The organism is Williamsia sp. Leaf354 (assembly GCF_001424365.1).
Taxonomy (GTDB): Bacteria; Actinomycetota; Actinomycetes; order Mycobacteriales; family Mycobacteriaceae; genus Williamsia_A.
The window spans coordinates 113,837-137,163 of sequence record NZ_LMPL01000004.1; the positions used below are offsets into that span (position 1 = coordinate 113,837).

Annotated in this window: 19 protein-coding genes; 13 read left to right on the forward strand and 6 right to left on the reverse strand. The window is 69.6% G+C overall.

What is annotated here, in order from left to right:
- The first annotated feature begins 7 nt into the window (after positions 1-7).
- The 8 genes from ASG12_RS15025 to ASG12_RS15060 all read left to right on the forward strand — a co-directional run bounded on the left by ASG12_RS15025 (position 8) and on the right by ASG12_RS15060 (position 9,334).
- Complete coding sequence (locus ASG12_RS15025; RefSeq protein WP_055791256.1) at positions 8-1,510, forward strand: condensation domain-containing protein; 1,503 nt, start codon at positions 8-10, stop codon at positions 1,508-1,510.
- Entirely contained in the window at positions 1,491-2,915 is a 1,425-nt protein-coding gene (locus ASG12_RS15030; protein ID WP_082502044.1) for a condensation domain-containing protein, read from the forward strand. Before ASG12_RS15025 ends, ASG12_RS15030 begins: the two co-directional genes overlap by 20 nt.
- A gap of 50 nt (positions 2,916-2,965) precedes the next feature.
- Positions 2,966-3,850, forward strand: a complete 885-nt coding sequence (locus tag ASG12_RS15035; RefSeq protein ID WP_055791258.1) for a sulfurtransferase — start codon at positions 2,966-2,968, stop codon at positions 3,848-3,850.
- Positions 3,847-4,281, forward strand: coding sequence for a SufE family protein (locus ASG12_RS15040; protein ID WP_055791261.1), 435 nt, complete (start codon positions 3,847-3,849; stop codon positions 4,279-4,281). Before ASG12_RS15035 ends, ASG12_RS15040 begins: the two co-directional genes overlap by 4 nt.
- A gap of 20 nt (positions 4,282-4,301) precedes the next feature.
- Positions 4,302-5,771, forward strand: a complete 1,470-nt coding sequence (locus ASG12_RS15045; RefSeq protein WP_055791264.1) for a condensation domain-containing protein — start codon at positions 4,302-4,304, stop codon at positions 5,769-5,771.
- A gap of 135 nt (positions 5,772-5,906) precedes the next feature.
- Entirely contained in the window at positions 5,907-7,703 is a 1,797-nt protein-coding gene (locus tag ASG12_RS15050; RefSeq protein ID WP_055791267.1) for an acetyl-CoA carboxylase biotin carboxylase subunit, read from the forward strand.
- Between the two features lie 38 nt (positions 7,704-7,741).
- Positions 7,742-8,134, forward strand: a complete 393-nt coding sequence (locus tag ASG12_RS15055) for a hypothetical protein (protein WP_055791270.1) — start codon at positions 7,742-7,744, stop codon at positions 8,132-8,134.
- Positions 8,135-8,311: 177 nt separating this feature from the next.
- On the forward strand, positions 8,312-9,334 hold the full coding sequence (locus ASG12_RS15060; protein WP_200932798.1) for an alpha/beta hydrolase: 1,023 nt from the start codon (positions 8,312-8,314) through the stop codon (positions 9,332-9,334).
- Between the two features lie 66 nt (positions 9,335-9,400).
- Here ASG12_RS15060 and ASG12_RS15065 read toward each other — a convergent pair whose 3' ends face one another.
- The 4 genes from ASG12_RS15065 to ASG12_RS15080 all read right to left on the reverse strand — a co-directional run bounded on the left by ASG12_RS15065 (position 9,401) and on the right by ASG12_RS15080 (position 12,348).
- Positions 9,401-10,624, reverse strand: a complete 1,224-nt coding sequence (locus ASG12_RS15065) for an acyl-CoA dehydrogenase family protein (protein WP_055791272.1) — start codon at positions 10,622-10,624, stop codon at positions 9,401-9,403.
- An 88-nt stretch (positions 10,625-10,712) separates the two neighbouring features.
- Positions 10,713-11,357, reverse strand: coding sequence for a histidine phosphatase family protein (locus ASG12_RS15070; RefSeq protein WP_055791274.1), 645 nt, complete (start codon positions 11,355-11,357; stop codon positions 10,713-10,715).
- Positions 11,255-12,076: a CbtA family protein gene (locus tag ASG12_RS15075; protein WP_055791276.1), complete on the reverse strand. Its 822-nt coding sequence runs from the start codon at positions 12,074-12,076 to the stop codon at positions 11,255-11,257. Before ASG12_RS15075 ends, ASG12_RS15070 begins: the two co-directional genes overlap by 103 nt.
- Before the next feature lie 38 nt (positions 12,077-12,114).
- Positions 12,115-12,348, reverse strand: coding sequence for a CbtB domain-containing protein (locus ASG12_RS15080; protein ID WP_045822276.1), 234 nt, complete (start codon positions 12,346-12,348; stop codon positions 12,115-12,117).
- Between the two features lie 266 nt (positions 12,349-12,614).
- Here ASG12_RS15080 and ASG12_RS15085 point away from each other — a divergent pair, with 266 nt between their 5' ends.
- The 5 genes from ASG12_RS15085 to ASG12_RS15105 all read left to right on the forward strand — a co-directional run bounded on the left by ASG12_RS15085 (position 12,615) and on the right by ASG12_RS15105 (position 21,191).
- A complete protein-coding gene (locus ASG12_RS15085; protein WP_055791278.1) occupies positions 12,615-17,450 on the forward strand; it encodes an ATP-dependent helicase in 4,836 nt (1,611 codons plus the stop codon).
- A 1-nt stretch (position 17,451) separates the two neighbouring features.
- The gene (locus tag ASG12_RS15090; protein WP_055791281.1) at positions 17,452-18,234 is read left to right on the forward strand and encodes a DNA-formamidopyrimidine glycosylase family protein; all 783 of its coding nucleotides are present in this window, start codon (positions 17,452-17,454) and stop codon (positions 18,232-18,234) included.
- 53 nt (positions 18,235-18,287) lie between these two features.
- Entirely contained in the window at positions 18,288-18,710 is a 423-nt protein-coding gene (locus tag ASG12_RS15095; protein WP_055791284.1) for a PPOX class F420-dependent oxidoreductase, read from the forward strand.
- Between the two features lie 162 nt (positions 18,711-18,872).
- Positions 18,873-20,243 (forward strand): HNH endonuclease, encoded by a 1,371-nt coding sequence (locus ASG12_RS15100; protein ID WP_055791287.1) that lies wholly within the window; start codon positions 18,873-18,875, stop codon positions 20,241-20,243.
- A gap of 48 nt (positions 20,244-20,291) precedes the next feature.
- Positions 20,292-21,191, forward strand: coding sequence for an SDR family NAD(P)-dependent oxidoreductase (locus tag ASG12_RS15105; protein WP_055791290.1), 900 nt, complete (start codon positions 20,292-20,294; stop codon positions 21,189-21,191).
- A 12-nt stretch (positions 21,192-21,203) separates the two neighbouring features.
- Here the strand turns inward: ASG12_RS15105 and ASG12_RS15110 are convergent, their stop codons facing one another.
- Both ASG12_RS15110 and ASG12_RS15115 read right to left on the reverse strand, forming a co-directional pair.
- Complete coding sequence (locus ASG12_RS15110) at positions 21,204-22,028, reverse strand: SDR family oxidoreductase (RefSeq protein ID WP_055791293.1); 825 nt, start codon at positions 22,026-22,028, stop codon at positions 21,204-21,206.
- 43 nt (positions 22,029-22,071) lie between these two features.
- Positions 22,072-23,250, reverse strand: a complete 1,179-nt coding sequence (locus tag ASG12_RS15115) for an aminotransferase-like domain-containing protein (protein ID WP_156378129.1) — start codon at positions 23,248-23,250, stop codon at positions 22,072-22,074.
- Positions 23,251-23,327: the final 77 nt, after the last annotated feature.

Consider the following 23,327-nt stretch of genomic DNA (forward strand, 5'->3'; position numbering starts at 1 on the left):
CGGCCCGATGATGATCGACATGCTCGCCCACTGGAACCCCGGGCGCGGGACGGTGATGGAGGTGTTCGCCACCGACGACTCGCGGGCAGCCGCCTCTGCGGCGCAGGCACATCCGGCACCCGCGTCGTTCCTCCAGGAGAACCATCTGCGCGGCACACGTGCCGCCGCCGACCGCGGCGACCGGCACTCCGCGTACCTCACGGCCACCACCGAGGTCGACGGTGACTTCGACGCAGCGGCCCTCGTCGGTGCCCTGCGCCGCTTCACCACCCGCCACGACGGCCTGCGGTGCTGGTTCGACGTCGACGACGGCGTGGTCACCCGTCACCTCGTCGATGCGGACGACGTCGACTTCCGCGTGGAGCGCGTCGGCGAGGTCGACGACTACGGATACCTGACCGGCGCGACGGACTCGAACCGCTTCCGCGACCACGTCACCTCCCGGTTCGCGCGCGAGGCGAACGCCCTGCGCTGGCCCGGGTTCGCGGTCGGGGTCGTGGTGCGGCCGCACGATTTCACGCTCTACATCGGGTGCGACCACGCCCTGAGCGACGGTCTGTCGCAGGCGTTGGCGCTGGCCGAGGTTACCGACCTGTACTACTCCGAACGCGACGGGACCGACGTCGGACCGTTCACCGCCGCCCCGACCGGCTCGGCGCTCGCCTACGCCGTCGCCGAACGGGAACGGGCCGAACGGTTCACGCCCGAGTCGCCCGAGGTGGCCGCGTGGTGTTCGGCGGCTGCGCCCACCGGGGGCGGGATGCCGAGGTTCCCCATCGATCTCGGCCTGGCCGACGGGGAGACCGCACCGGTGAAGCCCGTGAAGTTCGACGTCCTCGACGCGGCCGGCGCCGCGGAGTTCGAGGCGATCTGCCGTGCCCACGGGTCGCGGATGATCGGCGGCATCACCGCGGTGCTCGCGATCGTCGATCGCGAACTCGCCGGGGTGGACGACTACTTCGCGATCACCGCCCTCTCCGACCGCACCCTCGCCGACGTCGCCCTGACACAGGGCTGGTTCTGCCGGTTCGCACCCGTCGCCTTCGGCGTCGACACCGCGCGCACCTTCACCGAACTCGTCGGCACGGCGCAGACGGCCTGCGAACGCGGCGCTGCGTGCTCGGAGGTCCCGGTGCCGACGGTGATCGGCGCACTTCTCGCCGCCGGGGCCGCACCCGAGCGGGTTCTCGTCACCCCACAGCTGTTGTCGTACATCGACTTCCGGCGGTTCCCGATGGCCGGCACACCTGCCTACGACCGCGGGATGCAATCGACCGGCGAAGGGCGGACGGCGAACGCCTCGATGTGGTTCAACCGCGACGACCGCAGCCTGTACCTGGGGTCACAGATCCCGGACACACCGCGAGCGACCAGGGTGCTCGCCGCCCACCACCGTCGGATCCGGGAGATCTTCGCCGACATCGTGTCGACCGGTGACCATGTGATCGGCGCCGTCGCCGACGCTGACACCCGCGTGAAGAGGTCGTCGCTTGCGCGTCACCACGATTGACCGATTCGCGCCGGCTCCGGGCACTGTCGTGCAGTGGGCGGTCGACGCGACGGCGAGCACCGGTGTGGCGTCGGCGATCCCACCGTCGTTCAACCAGAGCCATCACCTCGCCTCCGCGGCCGCGGATCCGGCCGGGGAGAGCACGTGGCTCGCGGCCTCCTTCGACGTCGACGGGCCCGTGGACCTCAAAGCGATCGAACGGGCCTTCCTCGCCCTCATCGCCCGCCACGGCACCCTGCACAGCAGCTTCGTCCGCGACGGTGCACGCGTCGCCCGGTATCTGCACGATCCCGCCGACCTGCAGGTGGTCGCCGCGCCACCGAGATCGCTGACCACCGTCTCGGCGGTGCGCGATGCCCTCCGAGAGGGTCTGCGCCGTGCCTGCACCCCGTTCGGCGGGCCCGGTTGCCACCTCGCCACCATCGACCGCGCAGATCGCTCGACGATCCTCTGCGGTTTCGATCACGCACACGTCGACGCCTACTCGATGGCCATCGTCATCGACGACCTCGCGCGTCTCTACGAGGGGTACCGGGCCGAGCCGGGCGCGTTCGACCCCCGCGTCCTGGCCCCGGCGGCGAGCTTCGTCGACTACTGCGCCGAGGAGGCCGGCGACGACCGCGACTTCTCGCGACATCCCGGCATGGACCGCTGGATCGAGTTCTTCACCCGCCACGACCGCCGACCACCGGAGTTCCCGCTCGACCTCGGCCTCGCACCGGGTGAACGGGCCCGCCAGGCCGTGGATGTCCGCGCGCTCCTCGGGCCGCACGACACCGCCACCTTCGCCGCGTCGTGCGCCGAGTCCGGATCGAGCGTCTACGCCGGGATCCTGGCCGCGATGGCGCATACGGTGCGCGACCTCGGTGGAGGTGCCCAGATGCCCGTGCTGTTCCCCATGCACACCCGTCGATCCCGCCGGTGGGAGAACGCGATGGGGTGGTTCACGACGAACGCCCCGGTCACGATCACCGTCGAGGCCGACCTGCCCGCCACCATCGCGAGGGCCGGGCCGGCGGTCCGTGAGGCCGTCGCACTCGGGGAAGTACCGATCCCCCGGGTGCTCGAGGCGATCGGCGGCCTCCAGGCCGGCCGGACCGACATCTTCATGGTCTCCTACGTCGACTACCGCCGGCTGCCCGGCGCTCACGCGCACCGTCTCCTCGACGCCCACCACATCTCCAATGTGACCTCCGCCGACGACGCGCAGTTCTGGATCTCCCGGACCGAGGACGGGCTCTTCCTGCGCACCCGCCATCCCGACACCGACGTCGCCCGGACGACGATGGGGGCGTTCCTCGACGGTGTCGGACGACATGCCACGCGGGAAACCCGGCGACACGAGACAGCGCCAACCGGGCGACATGCGTCGCGGCGTGTGACGACGGACGAGGGTGACCACTAGGCTCGGTCCCAGCAGCGCTCGATCATCTTCTAGACCGCGGGAGCCTCGCAGTGACAGTCCCCACCGATCCCCATCCCGGCTTCGCCGCCTACGCCCACCCCGAACGGCTGGTGAGCACCGAATGGCTCAGCGCCCACATCGGCACCGAGGGTCTCAAGGTGGTGGAGTCCGACGAGGACGTGTTGCTCTACGACATCGGCCACATCCCCACCGCGCAGAAGATCGACTGGCACCTGCACCTCAACGACCCGGTCACGCGCGACTACATCGACGGTGAGCAGTTCGCCGAGCTCATGCGCAGCAAGGGAATCCGGCGCGACGACACGATCGTCATCTACGGCGACAAGAGCAACTGGTGGGCGGCCTACGCACTGTGGGTGTTCACGCTGTTCGGCCACGCCGACGTGCGCCTGCTCGACGGAGGCCGCCAGGCCTGGTTCGCCGAGGACCGCGAGACCAGCTTCGACGTCCCCGACCTGCCCCGGTCGGACTACCCCGTCGTCGAGCGCGACGACTCCACCATCCGTGCGTTCGCCGATCAGGTGCGCGACGTGCTGGGCACCGAACCGCTGATCGACGTGCGGTCGCCGCAGGAGTACACCGGCGAACGCACCCACATGCCGGAGTACCCGCAGGAGGGTGCGCTGCGCGGTGGCCACATCCCGACGGCGGTGTCGATCCCCTGGGCCAAGGCGGCCGCACCCGACGGACGGTTCCGTGGTCGCACCGAACTCGAGGAGATCTACGGCGAGTTCGCTCCCGATCAGCCGACCATCGCCTACTGCCGCATCGGCGAACGGTCCTCGCACACCTGGTTCGTGCTCACCCATCTGCTCGGGTTCACCCGCGTCCGCAACTACGACGGTTCGTGGACGGAGTGGGGCAACGCGGTCCGCGCGCCGATCGTGACCGGCCCCGAACCCGGAACCCGGTGACGCTGCCCGCCGCGCTCGCCGAGATCGTCGACGATTTCGGCGCGCTCGCCGAGTCCGATCGCGTCACCCTGCTGTTGGAGTTCGCGAACGAGTTGCCGGCCCTGCCCGACCACCTGCAGACCGAGGCGATGGAGCCGGTCCCGGAGTGCCAGTCGCCGGTGTTCCTGTCGGTCGACGCCTCCGACGCCACCGCGGTGCGGCTGTACTTCAGCGCGCCGCGCGAGGCGCCGACCACGCGCGGGTTCGCGTCGATCCTGCACCAGGCGCTCGACGGCGCGACCGCGTCGGACATCGTCGCCGTCCCCGGCGACTTCTACACCGACCTGCATCTCGACACCGTGGTGAGCCCGTTGCGTCTGCGCGGCATGGCCGGGATGCTGGCGCGCATCAAGAGCCAGGTCGCCGCCCAGACCGCGACCGACCCCGCCTAGGTCCTGTAGGCGCCGACCACGTGAAGTTCACCCAGATGATGGACCAGCCGGTGGAACCCGGTGGCCTCGTCGAGTGGTCGGCGCAGACCCCCGGCGGGTTCGCCCACTGGCACGCCGACCCGCGACCCACCTCGCACAACCACGAACTGCACCTGCGCTCGGCCCTCGAGTACCGCTGGCGTACCCGCCGCGAGGGTGGTCGTGAGTCGTGGCTGGGCCTGGCCATCGAGTTCGACGAGCCGATGTCGGTGCCCGCGATCCGCGCCGCTCTCACCCGATGGATCGATCGTCACGAGGTGTTGCGCAGCCACGTCGTGCTCAAACACACCGGGATGCAACGGTTGTCGACGCCGCCGGGGTCGGTGACGCTCAAGATGGGTCGGGTCGGCTGGTACACCGAGGCCGGACCCTTGCTCGACCAGCTCGCCGGGGCCTTCGACCGGGCCACCGCGCCCCTGCACTGGCCCGCATACCTCTTCGCGACCGTGGCGCGGGAGAAGACCTTCACCCTGCTCTTCGCCGGCGACCACTCGCTGCTCGACGGCTATTCGTTGATCCTCGCCCAGCACGAACTCATCGAGCTCTATCACGCCGCCCGCGAACGGCGTGACGACCGACTCGGCCCGGTCGGGAGCTACGTGGACTTCAGCGCCCACGAACGACGCATGGCCGACGAGGCCGACGCCGACCACCCCGCGGTCGCGGCATGGCGGGACTACCTCGCCGACAACGGCAACGAGATGCCGCGCTTCGACGTCTCCGGCGAATCGCACACCCGCACCGCGCAGGACGACACGCCGGGTGTCTCTCCGGAGGAGGGCAGGGCCACCGCGGAGGACCCGGGCGACGCCACGGGCCCACCGCAGTCGTCGGTCACGATGGAACTGCTCGACGACGACGAGGCCAACCGGTTCACCGCCGTGTGTTCGGCGGCGGGCGGGAACCTCTTCGCCGGCATCCTGGCCGCGCTGGCCATCGCCTACCGCGAATGCGGCGGCGGGGTGTTCCGCGCGATCACCCCACGCCACACCCGCGACGAGGGACGTTGGCTGGGGTCGCTGGGGTGGTTCGTGTCGACCACACCGCTGCGCCTCGACACCTCCGGCCTCGTGGCCTTCGACCAGGTGGTCGCCCGCGCCACCGGTGAGCTGCGTGCCACCCGCACCGCGGCCGGACTGCCGTTCCTGCGGGTGGCCGAACTGCTCGGCTACACCGGTGACCCCAAGTTCGTCGTGTCGTTCATCGACACCCGCCACGCACCCAACGCCGCCGCTGCCGACGCCGGTGCGGCACGGGTCCTGCGCTCGCACAGCTACGCCGACGACGAGGTCTTCATCTGGGTCAACCGGACACCGTCGGGCGTGCGGATCTCCGCGCGGTTCCCCGCCCTCGGACGCACACATTCCGAGGTGAGCCGATTCCTCATCGAGTTCGGCAGGGTGGTCCGCGAAGTCGGCGACCGCAGCACCTTCGGCCAACGCGAGGACTGACAGGACCGATCAATCGCTCGGTGCGTTAGGGTGCTCTTCGGGGTCAGCCAGGAAGCCTCGCAGACACCCCGAACGACGACGCCCAACACGAAGATCCCCAGACACGACGATCCTCAGTACGCAACAGGAGAAACAGTGCCCAGTCATGCCAGCTCGGTGATCAGCAAAGTCCTCGTCGCCAACCGGGGCGAGATCGCCGTCCGCGTGATCCGCGCGGCGCGTGATGCGGGGCTGGGAAGCGTCGCGGTCTATGCCGAGCCCGACGCCGACGCGCTGTTCGTGAAGCTCGCCGACGAGGCGTTCGCACTCGGCGGTCAGACCTCGGCCGAGTCGTACCTGGTGTTCGACAAGATCCTCGATGCCGCGAGCAAGTCCGGTGCCGACGCGATCCACCCCGGCTACGGCTTCCTGTCCGAGAACGCCGACTTCGCCCAGGCCGTCATCGACGCGGGCATCACCTGGATCGGTCCGTCACCGCAGTCGATCCGCGACCTCGGCGACAAGGTCACCGCCCGCCACATCGCGCTCAAGGCGAACGCGCCGATGGCCCCGGGCACCAAGGACCCGGTGAAGGACGCCTCGGAGATCGTCGCGTTCGCCGAGGAGCACGGTGTGCCCGTCGCGATCAAGGCGGCATTCGGTGGTGGCGGGCGCGGCATGAAGGTCGCCTACACGATCGCCGAGATCCCCGAACTGTTCGAGTCCGCCACCCGCGAGGCCGTCGCCGCGTTCGGTCGCGGTGAGTGTTTCGTCGAGCGCTACCTCGACAAGGCCCGTCACGTCGAGGCCCAGGTCATCGCCGACCAGCACGGCAACGTCGTCGTCGCGGGTACCCGCGACTGCTCACTGCAGCGTCGTTTCCAAAAGCTCGTCGAGGAGGCGCCCGCGCCGTTCCTCACCGATGAGCAGCGCGCCAAGATCCACTCCTCGGCCAAGGCCATCTGCCGCGAGGCCGGGTACTACGGTGCGGGGACCGTGGAGTTCCTCGTCGGTTCCGACGGCCTGGTCTCGTTCCTCGAGGTCAACACCCGCCTGCAGGTCGAGCACCCCGTCACCGAGGAGACCTCGGGCATCGACCTGGTGCGTCAGCAGTTCCGCATCGCCGCGGGCGAGGAACTCACCATCAAAGAAGACCCGACCCCGCGTGGCCACTCGTTCGAGTTCCGCATCAACGGCGAGGACGCCGGTCGTGGCTTCCTGCCCGCCCCCGGACCGATCGCGGTGTACAAGGAGCCGACGGGACCGGGTGTGCGTGTCGACTCCGGTGTGGTGCAGGGCGACGTCATCGGCGGCGGCTTCGACTCCATGCTCGCCAAGCTCATCGTCACCGGCGAGACCCGCGATCAGGCGCTCGAGCGTTCACGTCGCGCCCTCGAGGAGTTCCAGGTCGAGGGCCTCGCGACCGTTCTGCCGTTCCACCGCCACATCGTGTCCAACCCCGCGTTCATCGGCGACGGGGAAGGTTTCGAGGTCTACACCAAGTGGATCGAGACCGACTGGGACAACCCGATCGAGCCCTACACCGGCGGACAGCCCATCGAGGACGACGAGGTCGCACCGCGTCAGAACGTGATCGTCGAGGTCGGCGGTCGTCGCGTGGAGGTGTCGCTGCCCGGTGACCTCGCCCTGGCCGGATCCAACGGGGCCGGCGGCGGTGGCGCGATCCGCAAGAAGCCCAAGTCGCGTACCCGCACCAAGGGCGGCAACGTCGCGGTCTCCGGTGACGCGATCGCCGCACCCATGCAGGGCACCGTGGTCAAGGTCGCCGTCACCGAGGGCCAGGAGGTCACCGCCGGCGAACTCGTCGTGGTCCTCGAGGCGATGAAGATGGAGAACCCGGTCACCGCCCACAAGGACGGTGTCGTCACCGGCCTGTCGGTCGAGCCGGGCTCCGCGGTCACCCAGGGCACCGTCCTGCTCGAGATCAAGTAGCGCGACACCTCGCGGCGACCGACGGGCTGACTGACACCATGGAGACCGTCGAGATCAACGCCGGCGCCTGGTACCTGCGCGGGCTGCGTGACGACGACCGGGTGAGCGACGTGTACGCACTGCGCGACACCGACATCGACTGGCCCGACGACGCCGCACCTGCACGGTTCGTGGCCGATGCCGCCCGCACCTGGGCCGACGAGTCGCGCTTCGTGTGGGCGGTCTGCGAACCGACCACCGGCGAGCTCGTGGCCGCGGTGTGGTCCGACCCGGTCGACGACACGCGGGCGACGGTGGGCGGCTCGGCGCGCCCGGGACGCGGCGACGCCTTGGCCGCGGGCGTCACCGTGGTCACCCGCTTCGTCACCGGGGCGCTGGGATTCGACGTCGACGACACCCCGAACCCTCCCGGCGGATCGACCGATACCTGACCGACACCGGTTACCCCCGATACCGTGATCACCGCGGTGGGGCCACGACCGGGCCGCGCATCGTACGATCGACTCGACGACGTGGGGTGACACCCGTCCCGCGTGCCGCGATGTCTTCTCCACGTGCACCTGCGTGACGATCGAAAGGCTCCATCAGTGTTCTCGAGGACTCCTCGTGTGCGAACCGCGCCGCTGCGCGTCGCCGTGGTGACCGCCGCGCTCGCCGTCGGTCTGCTCGCCCCCCTGTCGACCGCATCGGCCGCACCCGCCGGCCTGCCCGCACCTGGCGTCACCTCGGCCGACGGCTCGTCGCTGGTGTCGGTGACCCCGGTCAACGACCGGCAACTCACCATCGAGGTGCGCTCGGCGGCCATGAACCGGGTCGTGCCGCTGTCGGTGATCCTCCCCCGCGATCGCTCCGTGGCCCGACCGACGCTGTACCTCCTCAACGGTGCCGGTGGCGGCGAGGACGCGGCCACCTGGGAACGCCAGACCGACGTCGTGAAGTTCTTCTCCGACAAGAACGCCTACGTGGTGACACCCAACTCGGGCGCCTACAGCTACTACACCGACTGGCAGCGCGACGATCCGGTGCTCGGCCGCAACAAGTGGTCGACATTCCTCGGCGTCGAGCTGCCGCAGGTGTTCGACAAGGCCTTCGCGACCAGTGGCCGCAACGCCATCGCCGGCATCTCGTCGTCAGGGTCGGCCGTCCTCGACCTCGCCATCGAGCACCCCGGTGTGTTCAAGGCCGTCGGTTCCTACAGCGGGTGCGCGGCCACGTCGAGCCCGCTCGGCCAGGCGTACGTGCGCCTCGTGGTCGAGACGCGCGGCGGCACCACCGCCACCAACATGTGGGGCCCGTACGCCGGACAGGGCTGGCGCGACCACGACGCCGTGCTGAACGCGGCGAAGCTGCGTGGGACCAGCCTCTACGTGTCGGCGGGCAGTGGCATCCCGGGCAAGTACGAGAACCCGGCGGGCGTCCGACCGGGCAATGATCTCGCCTCGCAGATCATCCTCGGTGGCCCGATCGAGGCCGCCACCGACGGCTGCACCCAGCAGCTGCGCACCCGTCTCGCGCAGCTGAAGATCCCGGCCACGTTCCATTTCCCGGGCACCGGCACCCACTCGTGGGGCTACTGGGAGGACGAGCTGCACCGGTCGTGGCCGCAGCTCGGACGCGCCATCGGCGCCTGACCGACACCAGCAGACGACACGACCGCCGCGCCCCGAGGACCCGGCGGTCGTGTCGTGTGTGCGTGTCTACTTCGCCGCGAGGAGTCCCTTGGCGACGTGGGTCACCTGGATCTCGTTGCTGCCCGCGTAGATCATGAGCGACTTCGCGTCGCGGGCGAGCTGCTCGACGCGGTACTCGGCCATGTAGCCGTTGCCGCCGAAGAGCTGTACGGCCTCCATGGCGACGTCGGTGGCGGCCTTCGAGGAGTACAGCTTCATCGCCGACGCCTCGGCGAGGCTGATCGACTTGCGGTCCTTGCCACGCTCGAGGGCGCTGAAGATCATGTTCTGCACGTTGATCCGCGCGATCTCCATCTCGGCGAGCTTGAGCTGGATGAGCTGGAACTGCCCGATGTTCTTGCCCCACAGCGTGCGGTTGCGGGCGTAGTCGACCGACAGGCGCAGGCACTCGTTGATGATGCCCAGTGACAGCGCGGCGATACCGACACGCTCCATGGTGAATCCGGCCTTCGCGCCCTCGCCGCCGCGGGTGTCGGCGCCGGTGTCCTCGGTCTCACCGAGCAGACGGTCCGGCGACACGCGCACGTTGTCGAAGAACAGCTCACCGGTGGGCGAGCTCATCATGCCCATCTTCTTGAACGGCTTGCCCTGGGTGAGACCCTCCATGCCCTTGTCGAGCACGAAGGACAGGACCTTGCGGTCGCGGATCGGGGTGCCGTCGCCCTCGTCGAGCTTGGCGAACACGACGATGGTGTCGGCGTAGGGGCCGTTGGTGATGAAGGTCTTCTGGCCCTTGAGGATGTAGTCGTCGCCGTCGCGCTTGACGGTGGTCTTCATTCCGCCCAGCGCATCCGAGCCGGAGTCGGGTTCGGTGATGGCCCAGGCACCGATCTTCTCGAGGGTCACCAGCTCGGGCAGCCAGCGCTTCTTCTGCGCCAAGGTGCCCTTGGACCGGATCGTCCCGACGGTGAGCTGGCAGACACCCAGCGACGCGATGATGCCGAGGCTGACGCCCGCGAGCTCGGTGTTGAGCAGCATGAAGGTGCTGTCACCCATGCTGCCGCTGACGGCACCGGGCTTGGCCTCTCCGGTGGCCTCGGACTCCAGTTCCTTCTCGAGGCCCTCGCGGGCCATCTGGTCGACCCCGAAGGTGGTGTACAGCTTCCGCGCGATGTCGTACGGCGGGAGCACGCCGGTCTCGAGCTCGTCGAGGTGCGGGCGCACCTCCTTGTCGATGAAGCCCCGCAGAGCGTCACGGATCATCAGATCCTCGTCGGACCACTCGTACATGCCCACTCCTCCTCGTGCCGTCCACGACACAAAAAATGAATTCTGTTTCAGTTCCGCACTCCAGAGTGACAGTTACATCCGCGGATGTCTACAACCCGGCGCGCACGATCCCGGCCGAGACCGTGTGGATGGAGGCGGGGCGGATGTCGACCGCGAAGTAGCCGGCGACCCCGGCCGTCCCCAGGTGGGCGACGACGGCCTGTACGACGGGCTTGGCCACGACGACGAGCGTCGACGGCGTCCCGTCCTGCGTTCCGATGTGGGGTGCGAACCACGCGGCGACCCGCGCGACGAACGCGGCGATGCTCTCGCCCCCGTGGGGGGTGCTCGTCACATCGGAGAACCAGAGTGCGAGCGCCTCGACCGGTATGTCCTCGGGGAGGCAGCCCGTCCAGGACCCCAGGTCGACCGAACGCAGCTGCGGCACCACCTGCACCCGGCCGCCCAGGGCGCGCGCGGTCTGGCGAACCGACGCCTCCGGTCCGCTGAGGACCAGGTCGGGGTGTTCGTCGAGGGACTCGCCGAGCGTGCGCGCGTCGTGCCGACCGCGGTCGTCGAGATCAGACGACTCCGCACCGAACCGCAGGGCGCGGTTCGGTGCGGAACGAGCGGCTGCGACGAGCCGGATTGTCAGCGGACCTGCGCGGTGTCCGGCCGGGTGCCCTGCGCACCCGTCGACCGGCGGGACAGGCGGGTGAGGACCACGGCGAACACGAGCCCCAGCACCGCCCACAGGATCATCTGGTTCGCGATCGAGTGGAACCGGAACGTCCCGACCACGTCACCGGGGAAGCCCGGGAACACGATCGCGCCGTCCGGCGACCTCAGGGCAGTGGGGACCTCGTCGAAACTCGGCAACACCGCCATCGCGACACCGACGACCGCCAGGTAGCCGACCGTCGACACGATGAGTGCGTAGAGACCACCGATACGCGGCAGCAACCAGAACGCCAGCACCACGGCGGCGATCGCGACGGCGAGAGACACCAGAGTCATCGTGAGGTACGAGCCACTCCGGGCACCGATGGTGTCGTCGTTGCCGACCGCGGGCGGGTTCGCCGGGTACTTGCCGAACGGAACCAGGTACACCGCGACGAAACCGCCGAACGCCAGCAGACCGGCCACCAGGCGCGGGTCCACCAGCGGGTACCGACGGCCGACGTACGCCCAGAGGACGGTGAACACGACCGCGAAGATCGCACCCATCGCCAGGCCGAAGACGATCGAGCCGACGCCGGCTCCGATGTTCTCCTGCACCGACCGTGTGAACACCTCACCGTGCTCGTGGGCACCGTGCTCACCGGCGAGCATCTCCTCGGCGTGGCTGCGGCCCGACTCGTAGTCGATCGCCTTCGCGACCTGCGGTTCGATGAAGATGCGGGCGAACACGAACGCGAACAGTCCGGCGACCAGACCTGAGATCAGGCCGGCGCCGATGAATTTCTTCTCCATGGAGTTGTCGGTTTCCTTCTCTGCGACCGGGAGGGGGATCAGTGGCAGGGGAAGCCGAGGAAGTGCCGCGCGTCGTGGACGAACTCGTGGACGTGGGTGTCGGCGCCGAAGACCGAGACCGCTCCCTGGTCGTAACCGAGGAAGTAGTAGGCGAGCGCGGCGACCGCGGTGGTGGCGGTGAGCCACAGCGCGGTGTTGATCACCGAGACGTCGGGGGTGTCGAGGACCAGCGGGCCCGAGGCCCTGCGGGTGGCGACGGATGTGGTGGACATGGAGCTCCTCTCGCGGGATGACGCGTCCCGCGTGGTGTGGATGGGATGACCGGGCATCGGATATCTGACTCGAGTCCCCTGACCTGCAGGGGACCACACAGTGGCGCGACCGTTCCGGAATGTCACCGGATTCTCCGTGTGCTCGGCTGGGTGAACTGTATGGGTGGCGATCGCCGCTGGTCAACACCAGTGCGCTCCGGTGTCGCGCCGGTCGGCCCCGCAGACGGCAGACGTGGGCTGTCGGACCGGTGGTGGATCATGGACCGATGACCACATCCACGGACGTCGAGGTGCTGGAACGCTTCAGCGCGCCGACCCGTGACTGGTTCACCGGAGCCTTCCGTGAACCCACGCCCGCCCAGTCGGGGGCGTGGAGCGCGATCGCCGACGGGTCGCACACCCTCGTCGTCGCCCCCACGGGGTCCGGCAAGACGCTCTCGGCGTTCCTGTGGGCGCTCGACCGGCTCGCCCGCGAGCCCGTCGCGCCGGCGACACCCATCGGATCCACGAAGGACGGGGCGGCCAAGCGGCAGACCAGCGTCCTCTACATCTCCCCGCTCAAGGCACTCGCGGTCGATGTCGAACGCAACCTGCGTGCACCGTTGGCGGGTATCACGCGGTCGGCGGCGGCCCTCGGTCTGCCGGTCCCCGAGATCACCGTCGGGGTGCGCTCCGGCGACACCCCCACCGCGCAGCGTCGGCTCCTCCTCAAGACCCCGCCCGACATCCTCATCACCACACCCGAGTCGCTGTTCCTGATGCTCACCTCGTCGGCCCGCGAGACGCTGACGTCGGTGCACACGGTGATCATCGACGAGGTGCACGCCGTGGCGAGCACCAAGCGCGGCACCCACCTCGCGTTGTCGTTGGAACGTCTCGACGATCTGCTCACGACACCCGCGCAACGCATCGGCCTGTCGGCCACGGTGCGGCCCGCCGAACGTGTGGCCGGCTTCCTGGCCGGTTCGGCGCCGTGCACCATCGTCTCGCCGCCGGCGGCGAAGACGTTCGATCTCACCGTCGACGTGCCGGTCCCCGACATGGCCAACATCCCGGCGCCGCCGGGTCCCGACGAGTTCGACGACGAGGCGGCCCCCACGGCGGGATCGTTGTGGCCGTTCGTCGAATCGAGCATCGTCGACCTCGTCGAGAAGAACCGGTCGACGATCGTGTTCGCCAACTCGCGTCGTCTATCGGAGCGGTTGACCGCCCGCCTCAACGAGATCCACGCCGAGCGGACCGGCGCGGGCGGCGAGCAGGAATCGAACGGCGCCGTCCCGGGCGGCGCGCCGGCCCATGTGATGGCCAGTGGCACCAGCCAGGGCGCCGACCCGGTGCTGGCCCGCGCCCACCACGGGTCGGTGAGCAAGGAGCAGCGCGCGCTCATCGAGGATGATCTGAAGGCCGGCCGTCTGCGGTGCGTCGTCGCCACCAGCTCGCTGGAACTGGGCATCGACATGGGCGCGGTCGATCTCGTGATCCAGGTCGAGACGCCGCCCTCGGTCGCGAGCGGCCTGCAGCGGATCGGGCGCGCGGGCCACCAGGTCGGCGAGATCAGCCGCGGCGTGCTGTTCCCGAAGCACCGCGCCGACCTCATCCACGCGACCGTCGCGGTGTCGCGGATGAAAGACGGTCTCATCGAGGAGATCCGGGTACCGGCCAACCCCCTCGACATCCTCGCCCAGCAGACCGTCGCGGCGTCGGCCGTCGACGACCTCGACGTCGAACAGTGGTATTCGACCGTTCGCCGTGCCGCGCCGTATGCGACGCTGCCCCGCTCGGCCTACGACGCCACCCTCGATCTGCTCGCCGGCCGCTACCCGTCCGACGAGTTCGCCGAGCTGCGTCCCCGCGTCGTCTGGGATCGCGACGCCGGCACCATCACCGGACGACCCGGCGCCCAACGCCTCGCCGTCACCTCCGGTGGGTCCATCCCCGACCGTGGCCTGTTCGGCGTGTTCATGGTCGGCGAAAAGGGCACGCGCGTCGGCGAACTCGACGAGGAGATGGTGTACGAGTCCCGCGTCGGTGACATCTTCGCGCTCGGTGCATCGAGCTGGCGGATCGAGGACATCACCCACGACCGGGTCCTGGTCTCCCCCGCCGCCGGTTCGCCGGGTCGCCTGCCCTTCTGGATCGGTGATGCCGTCGGTCGCCCGAGCGAGCTCGGCGAGGCCATCGGCAAGTTCGTGGGCGAGATCGGCCAGGGCCTCGGCGGTGTCGGGGCGCGCGGCGAGGGCTCCGACGGTCTGACCGCCGCGTCGTCGAGCGCACTCGACACCCGAGCCCGCGAGCTCGGGCTGACCACCTACGCCCGCGACAACCTCGCCACGCTCATCGCCGAACAGAAGGACGCCACCGGGTATCTCCCCACCGACAAGACCCTCGTCATCGAACGGTTCCGCGACGAGCTCGGTGACTGGCGCGTGATCCTGCACTCGCCCTACGGATTACGGGTGCACGCGCCCTGGGCGAGTGCCATCGGGGCGCGCCTGCGCGAGCGACTCGGGCTCGACGGCGTGGTCACCGCATCCGACGACGGCATCATCGTGCGTCTCCCCGACACCGACGACGAACCGCCGGGCACCGCGATGTTCACCATCGACCCCGACGAGGTCGAGCAGCTCGTCACCGACGAGCTCGGCGGGTCGTCGTTGTTCGCCAGTCGGTTCCGCGAATGTGCGGCGCGGGCACTGCTGCTGCCCCGCCGCAACCCCGGCCGCCGCGCACCGCTGTGGCAGCAGCGCCAGCGCAGCGCGGCCCTGCTGCAGGTCGCGGCGCGGTATCCGCAGTTCCCGATCATCCTCGAGACGTTGCGCGAATGCCTGCAGGACGTCTACGACCTGCCCGCGCTGACCGATCTCCTCACCGGCATCTCCTCGCGGAACATCCGGATCGTCGAGACCGAGACCACCACGCCGTCGCCGTTGGCGGCCTCGCTGCTGTTCGGTTACGTGGGCGCGTTCATGTACGCCGACGACGCGCCCCTCGCCGAGCGGCGGGCCGCGGCGCTGTCACTCGACACCGCGCTGCTGGCGCAGCTCCTGGGACGGGTCGACCTGCGCGAATTGCTCGATCCCGGCGTCATCGCCGACGTCGAGGCGAAACTGCAACGGACGCATCCCGATCGGCGTGCGCACGACATCGAGGGGATCGCCGATCTGCTGCGGTGGCTCGGGCCACTCACCGACGCCGAGATCGCCGATCGCTTCGCCGATCCGACGGCCGAGCCCGACGACTCCGCGGCAGACGGTGTCCGCACACCACCGGATCCGACACCACTGCTCGCGACGCTGCAGACCACCGGGCGCATCATCTCCGTCAACCACGGCGGGCGCGTGCTGTGGGCGGCCGTCGAGGACACCGCGCGCCTCCGCGACGCACTGGGTATCCCTGCGCCGCTCGGTATCCCGGCCGCATTCACCGAGCCGGTCGACGATCCGGTCGGCGACATCGTCGCCCGCTACGCGCGCACCCACGCGCCGTTCACCGTGGCGGAGGCGAGCACCTCCACCGGTCTGCCCGTCGCGGTCGTCCGCGACACCCTGGCGCGCCTCGCTGCGGCACGACGCGTCATCGAGGGCGACTTCCGCCCCGAACCCGCTGGTACCGGCGGCGACTCGCAGCAATGGTGCAACACCGACGTGCTCGCGCAGATCCGCCGTGGCTCCCTCGCCGCGAGCCGGGCCGAGATCGCCCCGGTGACGACCGACGCGTTCACACGCTTCCTGCTCGACTGGCAGCACGTCGCCCCGAACGCGAAGTCCCGCCTGCGCGGCATCGACGGTGTCGCGACGGCCATCGACCAGCTGGCCGGCCTGCCCATCCCGGCCTCGGCCCTGGAATCACTGGTGCTGCCCAGCCGTGTCGTCGACTACCAGCCCGCGATGCTCGACGAATTGTTCGCCTCCGGCGAGATCGCGTGGGCCGGCCACGGCCGGCTCGGCACCTCCGACGGGTGGATCAGCCTGCACCCCACCGACCTCGCGCCAGTCACCCTGCCCGAGCCGGTCGACATCGACACCAGCGCCACCCACGAGGCCATCGTCGAGACGCTCGCCCGCGGAGGGGCCTACCAGTTCCGCCAACTGGCGACGGTGCCCTCCGCGGCGGTCGATGCGTCCCGGGACGATCCCGCCCAGAAAGATCCGGCACAGAACGATCCGGCACCGCCGGTCGCCGCACCGACCGACGAGGACGTCGAGCGGTCGCTGTGGGACCTCGTGTGGGCCGGGCACGTCAGCACCGATTCGTTCGGCGCGGTGCGGGCCCTGTTGAGCCCGCGCCGGGTGGGCAGCGCACCCCGCGGCAACCCGACACACCGCAGTCGTGGGCGGGCTCCTCGACTACGCGCCCACCGACTCACCACGCGCTATCTCACCGAGAACCAGCTCGGCACCCGTACGACCCCGCCGACGGTGGCGGGCCGCTGGTTCGCGCTGCCCGGGCGTATCGACGACGCGACGGTGGCGGTCCACGGCACCTGCGAGCAATTGCTCGAGCGCTACGGGGTGGTCACGAAGGGGTCGGTGACCGGCGAGGAGGTGCCCGGCGGTTTCGCCCGGGTCTACAAGGCGCTCAGCGGTTTCGAGGACAGCGGCAAGGTCCGTCGCGGGTATTACATCGACGGACTCGGCGGCGCCCAGTTCGCGGCGGTCGGCACCGTCGACGCGCTTCGCGAGCACTCCGTCGACACCACCGATGACCGTTCCGAGCCCCCGGTCCCCGTCGTGCTCGCCTCGACCGATCCGGCGAACCCGTTCGGTGCCGCGCTGCCGTGGCCCGAGTCCACACCGACCGAGGGCAGCGGGCACCGTCCGGGCCGCAAACCCGGTGCGCTGGTGGTGATCGTCGACGGCCACCTCACGCTGTTCGTCGAGCGCGGCGGGAAGACCGTGCTCACCTTCGGCGACGCCTCCGACCGCGTGGCGCCGGCCGCCGCGGCCCTGGCCGAGGTGGTCCGGTCCGGGCGGGTCAGCAAACTGCAGATCGAACGCGTCGACGGCGAGGCGGTCCACGGCACCGAGATCGCCGCGGCATTCGTCGAATCCGGTTTCACCGCCACCCCGCGCGGGATACGACTGCGGCACATGGCGCGCTGACGTGCCCGAGGGTGACACCGTGTACCAGGCAGCGGCGCGTATCCGGCGTGCGTTCGAGCAGAAGACGCTGGAGTACACGCAGTTCCGTGTGCCGCGGTACGCCACGACCGATCTCACCGGACGAACCGTCGAATCGGTCCGGTCGATCGGTAAGCACCTGCTGATCGACGTCGGTGACGACCTGGCCATCCACTCCCATCTCAAGATGGAGGGCGCCTGGCATGTGCACCGGATCGGAACCCGCTGGCGCAAGCCGGCATACACGGCCCGGATCGTGCTGCGCACCGATGCCGCAGAGGCGGTCGGCTTCGACCTGGGGACGACCGAGATGCTGGCCGCGCCCGACACGGCGTTGTCCTACCTGGGTCCTGACCTGCTCGGTCCAGGATGGGACGCCGACCGCGCCGTCGCGCTGATCTCCGCCGATCCGGCACGGCCCATCGGGCTCGCCTTGCTCGACCAGCACCTCATGGCCGGAGTGGGCAACGTCTTCCGCTGTGAGGCCTGTTTCCTGCGGGGCGTCGATCCGCGCCGCCCCGTCGGTGATGTCGACATCCCGGCCATGGTCGATCTGTGCCATCGGCTCCTCCAGGCCAACCGCACCAATCGCGTCCGCACGACCACAGGCGTCACGGTCAACGGGAGGCGGTATCACGTCTACGGGCGCGGCGGCCGGCCGTGTTTTCGATGCGGGACGCCGGTGAGTCGCGACTTCCTCGGAGAGCCCGACGGCTTCTCCGACACCGACCGCGTGCTCTACCACTGCACGACCTGCCAGACCTGACCGACGAGGGCACAACCCCGGAATGGACGCGGCACGTCCGCGTTGCATACGGAATGAAACTCGACGAATCGGCTCGGAACCTGATCGGCGCGGGCGCGGATGCGACGCTCGTGACGATCGATCCCGACGGCAGTCCGCAGGTCTCGGTGGTGTGGGTGGCGCTGCGGCGGACGCCGGACGGCGACGAGCTGCACACCGCCCACCTGGGTGTGTACCGCAAGGTGCGCAACGTGCGTCGCGACGGACGGGTCGCGCTGACCATCCTGGGCTCGGACCCGGGATCGATGATGACGCCCTATCTGTCGGTCAGCGGCACCGCGGAGATCGTCGAAGGTGGTGCGCCGGAACTCCTCACCGAACTCGCCGCGACCCTCGCCCCACCCGGCACCGCGTTCCCGCCGCCCGACGCACCTCCCGGCTTCATCACCCGCATCCGCATCGACAAGGTCGGTGGCGTCGGCCCCTGGGCGACCTGACCTCGGCGCAGATGGAGCACAAGAATGTCGTTCTGGTAGTTGACAGGCGGATCCGATTGTCTCCACCACGGCCCGCGTTCCGCGGAACGCGGTCAGCAGGGTTTGTCGGTGGGTGTCGATAGGGTTGTGGGAGTTGATAACCGCAGCTCACCGGGGGTATGCATGTCGGTCACCGCTCTTGCGTCGAAACAATCGGATCTGCTCGATTCCGCATCCCCGGACCGGTTGTCCGACGATGAACTCACCGACCGTGTCGTCGGGCACGCCTCGCAGATCACCGCCCTGACGGCCCGATTCCTCGACCTGCTGCGCGAGTTCGACGACCGCGGAGTGTGGACCGGGATCGGGATCCGCTCGTGTGCGCACTGGCTGTCCTGGAAAACCGGGATGTCGCTACGCACCGCGCAAGACCACCTCCGCATCGCCCACGCCCTGACCGACCTCCCCAGGGTGTCCGAGGCGTTCGCCGACGGCCGGTTGTCGTACTCGAAAGCCCGTGCCGTGACCCGTGTCGCCACACCCGATCGCGAGGAGGAACTCGTCAACGTCGCCCTGTCGGCGACCGCAGCGCAGGTCGAACGCATCGTGCGCTCCATCGCCCACATCGACCGCGCCGAGAACGAAGCCGACACCGGTCGTGTCGAGTCGACCTCGCGCTGGACGTGGAACGACGACGGCTCACTGGCCGTCACGATGCGACTCGCGCCGCTCGACGGCGCCCGGTTCCTCGCCGGCGTCGTGCGCAGCGAATACGAACGCACCCGCACCGCCGGTGACCCCGACCTGCACCTCCCCGACGACATCACCGGCCTCGACGCGGCAGCGACGACACCTGACCTGTGGCGCGGTGTTCCCGCCGACATCTCCGCCGCGGTGATCACCATGGCCGACACCGCACGCACCGTGACCGCCACACCCGACTTCGCGCCCAGCGCAGAGATCGTCATCCACACCGGCACCGACGAGTCCGTCGATCCACACCTCGATGCCGGGCCCGCAGTGACCACCACCGATGTCGATGAAGCCGCCTGCGGCGGATCGACGAGGGAGATCGATCACGGTCCACGACGGAAGGGCCGACGTGGTGTGGCACTGACGTTCGGGCGGAACCGACGACTTCCCACCCGTGCCCTCCTGCGGGTGGTGTTCGAACGTGACCGCGGATGCCGACACCCCGCATGCGGACGCACCCGACACCTCCACGCCCACCACGTCCGGTTCTGGAGCCAGGGCGGCACCACCGACCCCGACAACCTGATCCTGCTGTGCTCCACCCACCACCGCGCATTGCACAACGGCGACTTCATCATTCGGGCGCGCGGGAATCAGGAGTTCAGCTTCCACCACCCCAGCGGCACCATCATCGACACCGCGCCCGCGACCACTGCACCGGACGGTTGGCGACCCAACTCGTCGATAGCGGACGACGCCGTCGAACCCGTCGGCGGCGGCACCCTCGACCTCGGCTACACCCTCGAAGTCCTCTACGGCATCTGGGAATGGCGCAACGGACAACAACCCACCGCAGCCTGAACCGCGTTCCGCGGAACGCGGTTGTATGTCGTCACTACTGTGGAACGCATGGCAGCGGATCAGCAGTGGACACCCGCACGACTCGGCGACCGGAGCGGTCAGCGCGTGATCGTGACCGGCGCGACGAACGGTATCGGGCTCGCGACCGCCCACGCCCTGGCCCGGGCCGGTGCGCACGTCATCCTCGCGGTGCGCAACGTCGACCTCGGCGAACGGCGAGCCGCCGAAATGGGTGGGTCCACCGAGGTCTCCCACGTGGACCTGTCCGACCTCGCGTCGGTGCGCGCGTTCGCCGACCGGCTCACCGAGGACGTCGACGTCCTCGTCAACAACGCCGGACTGGTCGCGCAGAAGCGCGAGACGACCACCGACGGTTTCGAGATGTCGATCGGGACCAACTTCCTCGGGCCGTTCGCCCTGACCAACCTCGTGGCACCACGTGTCCGTTCGCAGATCGTCAACGTCGGCTCCGACGCCCACAAGTTCGCGACGCTCGACCTCGACGATCTCCACCTCACCCGCTCGCGGTGGAACCCCATGGGCGCCTACGGCCGCTCGAAGCTCGCCGTCATGCTGTGGGGTCTCGAACTCGATCGACGCCTCCGGGAGTCGGGCTCGACGGTCACCACCGCTCTGACCCACCCGGGGTGGGTCGCGTCGAATCTGTCGAACGTCTCCGACGCACCGCTGATGTCAATGTTCCACACTGTGACCCAGACGATCGCGAAGACCCTCGCCAACGACACCGACGCCGGCGCGGCACCCACGCTCTACTGCATGACCGAACCGATCCCGCCGGGCAGCTACGTCGGCATCGACAGCCGGCTCGGACTCAAAGGCGGCCCGACCCTCGCCGGACGCACCGCCCAGGCCAGTGATTACGCTCTCGCGCAACGCCTCTGGCAACGCGCCGAAACCGAGACCGGTACCTCCTGGCCGCGGATGTGACCTGCCGCGGGTTCAGCCCTTGCGCGTGGCGACCGACAACACGAGATCGGTGACACGCGTCGGGGTCACGGCGCTGAGCGCGACCTGGGCACGACTCGGTGCGTCGCAGAGGTAACGCGGCCTCGGCCGCCGATCGGTGAGGGCCCTCTCGACGGCGGTGGCGACCTTCTCCGGCGGCACGGCGGTCTTCTGCAGACGCGGGAGCAGTCGACGCATACCTGCGTTCTGCGAGGCGTAGAGGCGACGGTGCTCGTCGCTGAGCCCCGACACCATGGCATCGAAGGCGTCGAGCATGCCGGTCCAGATGTCGGTGTGTGTGGTGCCCGGCTCGACGAGGCTGACCCCGATCTTCCACGGACGCAACTCGATCCGCAGCGCGTCGGCCAGTGATTCCAGCGCGTACTTCGATGCGCTGTACACGCCGGTACCCGGCGTGGTGACACGCCCACTCACCGAGGAGATGAACACGATCCGACCCGCGCTCGCCCGCAGCAACGGCAGCACAGCCTGCGTCACCGCGATCTGGCCCGTGACGTTCACATCGAGTTGCCGGGCGATGTCGGCGGGCGCGACACCCTCCACCGGCCCCTGCACCACGATGCCCGCGTTGTTCACGACGGCGTCGAGACGGTCGGGAAGAACGTCGGTAAGGGCGGCGACGGCATCAGGATCGGTGACGTCGAGGCGAACCGGGTGCACGTTGGCGAGCGCACCCAGGGCCGCGAGATGGTCAGCCGACCGCGCTCCGGCGTAGACCTGCCAGCCCGCGCCGGCGAGTCGCTCGGTCGTCGCGAGACCGATTCCGCGACCGGCTCCGGTGACGAGAACAGTGGGCATGGGTGCTCCTTCACGACCGGACACGACGAACGGGCACCTCACTCTAACCAGCGGCCGCCGCCGCGCGTAGCCGGCCCGCTGCCGTGCACAACTGATCCTCGGTCAACGTCGCGAAACTGAGACGCAACCGATCGGACAGATCTCTGTGCACCGAGAATGCCTGTCCCGGAACGTATGCCACTCCATTATCGACCGCCGCGTCCAACAGCGACGAGGTGTTCACGCCGGGCAGTCGCGCCCAGCAGAACATGCCGCCATCGGGCACCGATGTCTCGATGGCCTCACCGAAGACGTCGTCGAGGGCAGCGACGAGCGCATTCGCACGCCGACCGTAGGCTCCGGCGACCGCGGCGATGTGCGCGGCGAGCCAATCCGTGTCGTCGAGCAGGTCGCCGACGACGGCCTGGCACAGGGCCGAGCCGCACAGGTCCGCGCTCTGCCGGATCCGTTCGACGAGTGCGACCACCTGCGGCGGGGCGATCAGCCATCCGACGCGGAGTGCGGGCGCGAGGATCTTCGACGCTGACCCGAGTGTGATGACGCGGTCGCCGAAGCTGCGCGTCGGCGCCGGCATGTCACCACGGAACCGCAGGCGGCCGTAGGGATCGTCGTCGATGACCCAGAAGCCGTAGCGCTCGGCCAGCTCGGCGAGGTCACGCCGTCGACCCGCGTCGGCGCTGACGCCCCCGGGATTGTGGAACGCGGTGACCGTGTGCACGATCGTCGGCCGAAGCCCGTCGGCGCACCACTGCCCGAGCAGCGAGACGTCGATGCCCCCGTCGGTCAGGGGTAGCCCCCGGATGTCGGCGCCGACCGATGCGAACACCTGCATCGCACCGACATACACCGGGTCATCGACCACGACGACGTCGCCGGGATCGACCAGCGCCGCGGCGAGCAGCGACAGCGCCTGTTGCGAACCGTGGGTGACGAGGACCTCCTCGGGCGCCACGGACTCGTGGCGGGCGATCGACTCGCGCGTGCGCCGCAGTCCAGCACTGGCGGTGTACTGCAGCAGTTCCCGGTCACCGACGGCCGCGGCGGTGGCGTCGGCGATGCGCTGCGCCGGTATCAGCTCGGTGGCGGGCAGCCCGCCGGCCATGCTCAGGACCGTCGGCGTCTCGGTCAGTCGCAGGAGGTCTCGGATGGCCGATCCCGGCACGGCGGCAGCCGAACGCGACGGGTGGACAGAGGGCGGGACGAGGGAAGCGGGGGAAGGCACGACACACTCCGACAGGGGCGAGAAGAGTCGGTGATGCGTGTGGTCACCAGAGAGGGTGGGGATGTCCCGTCGACGAC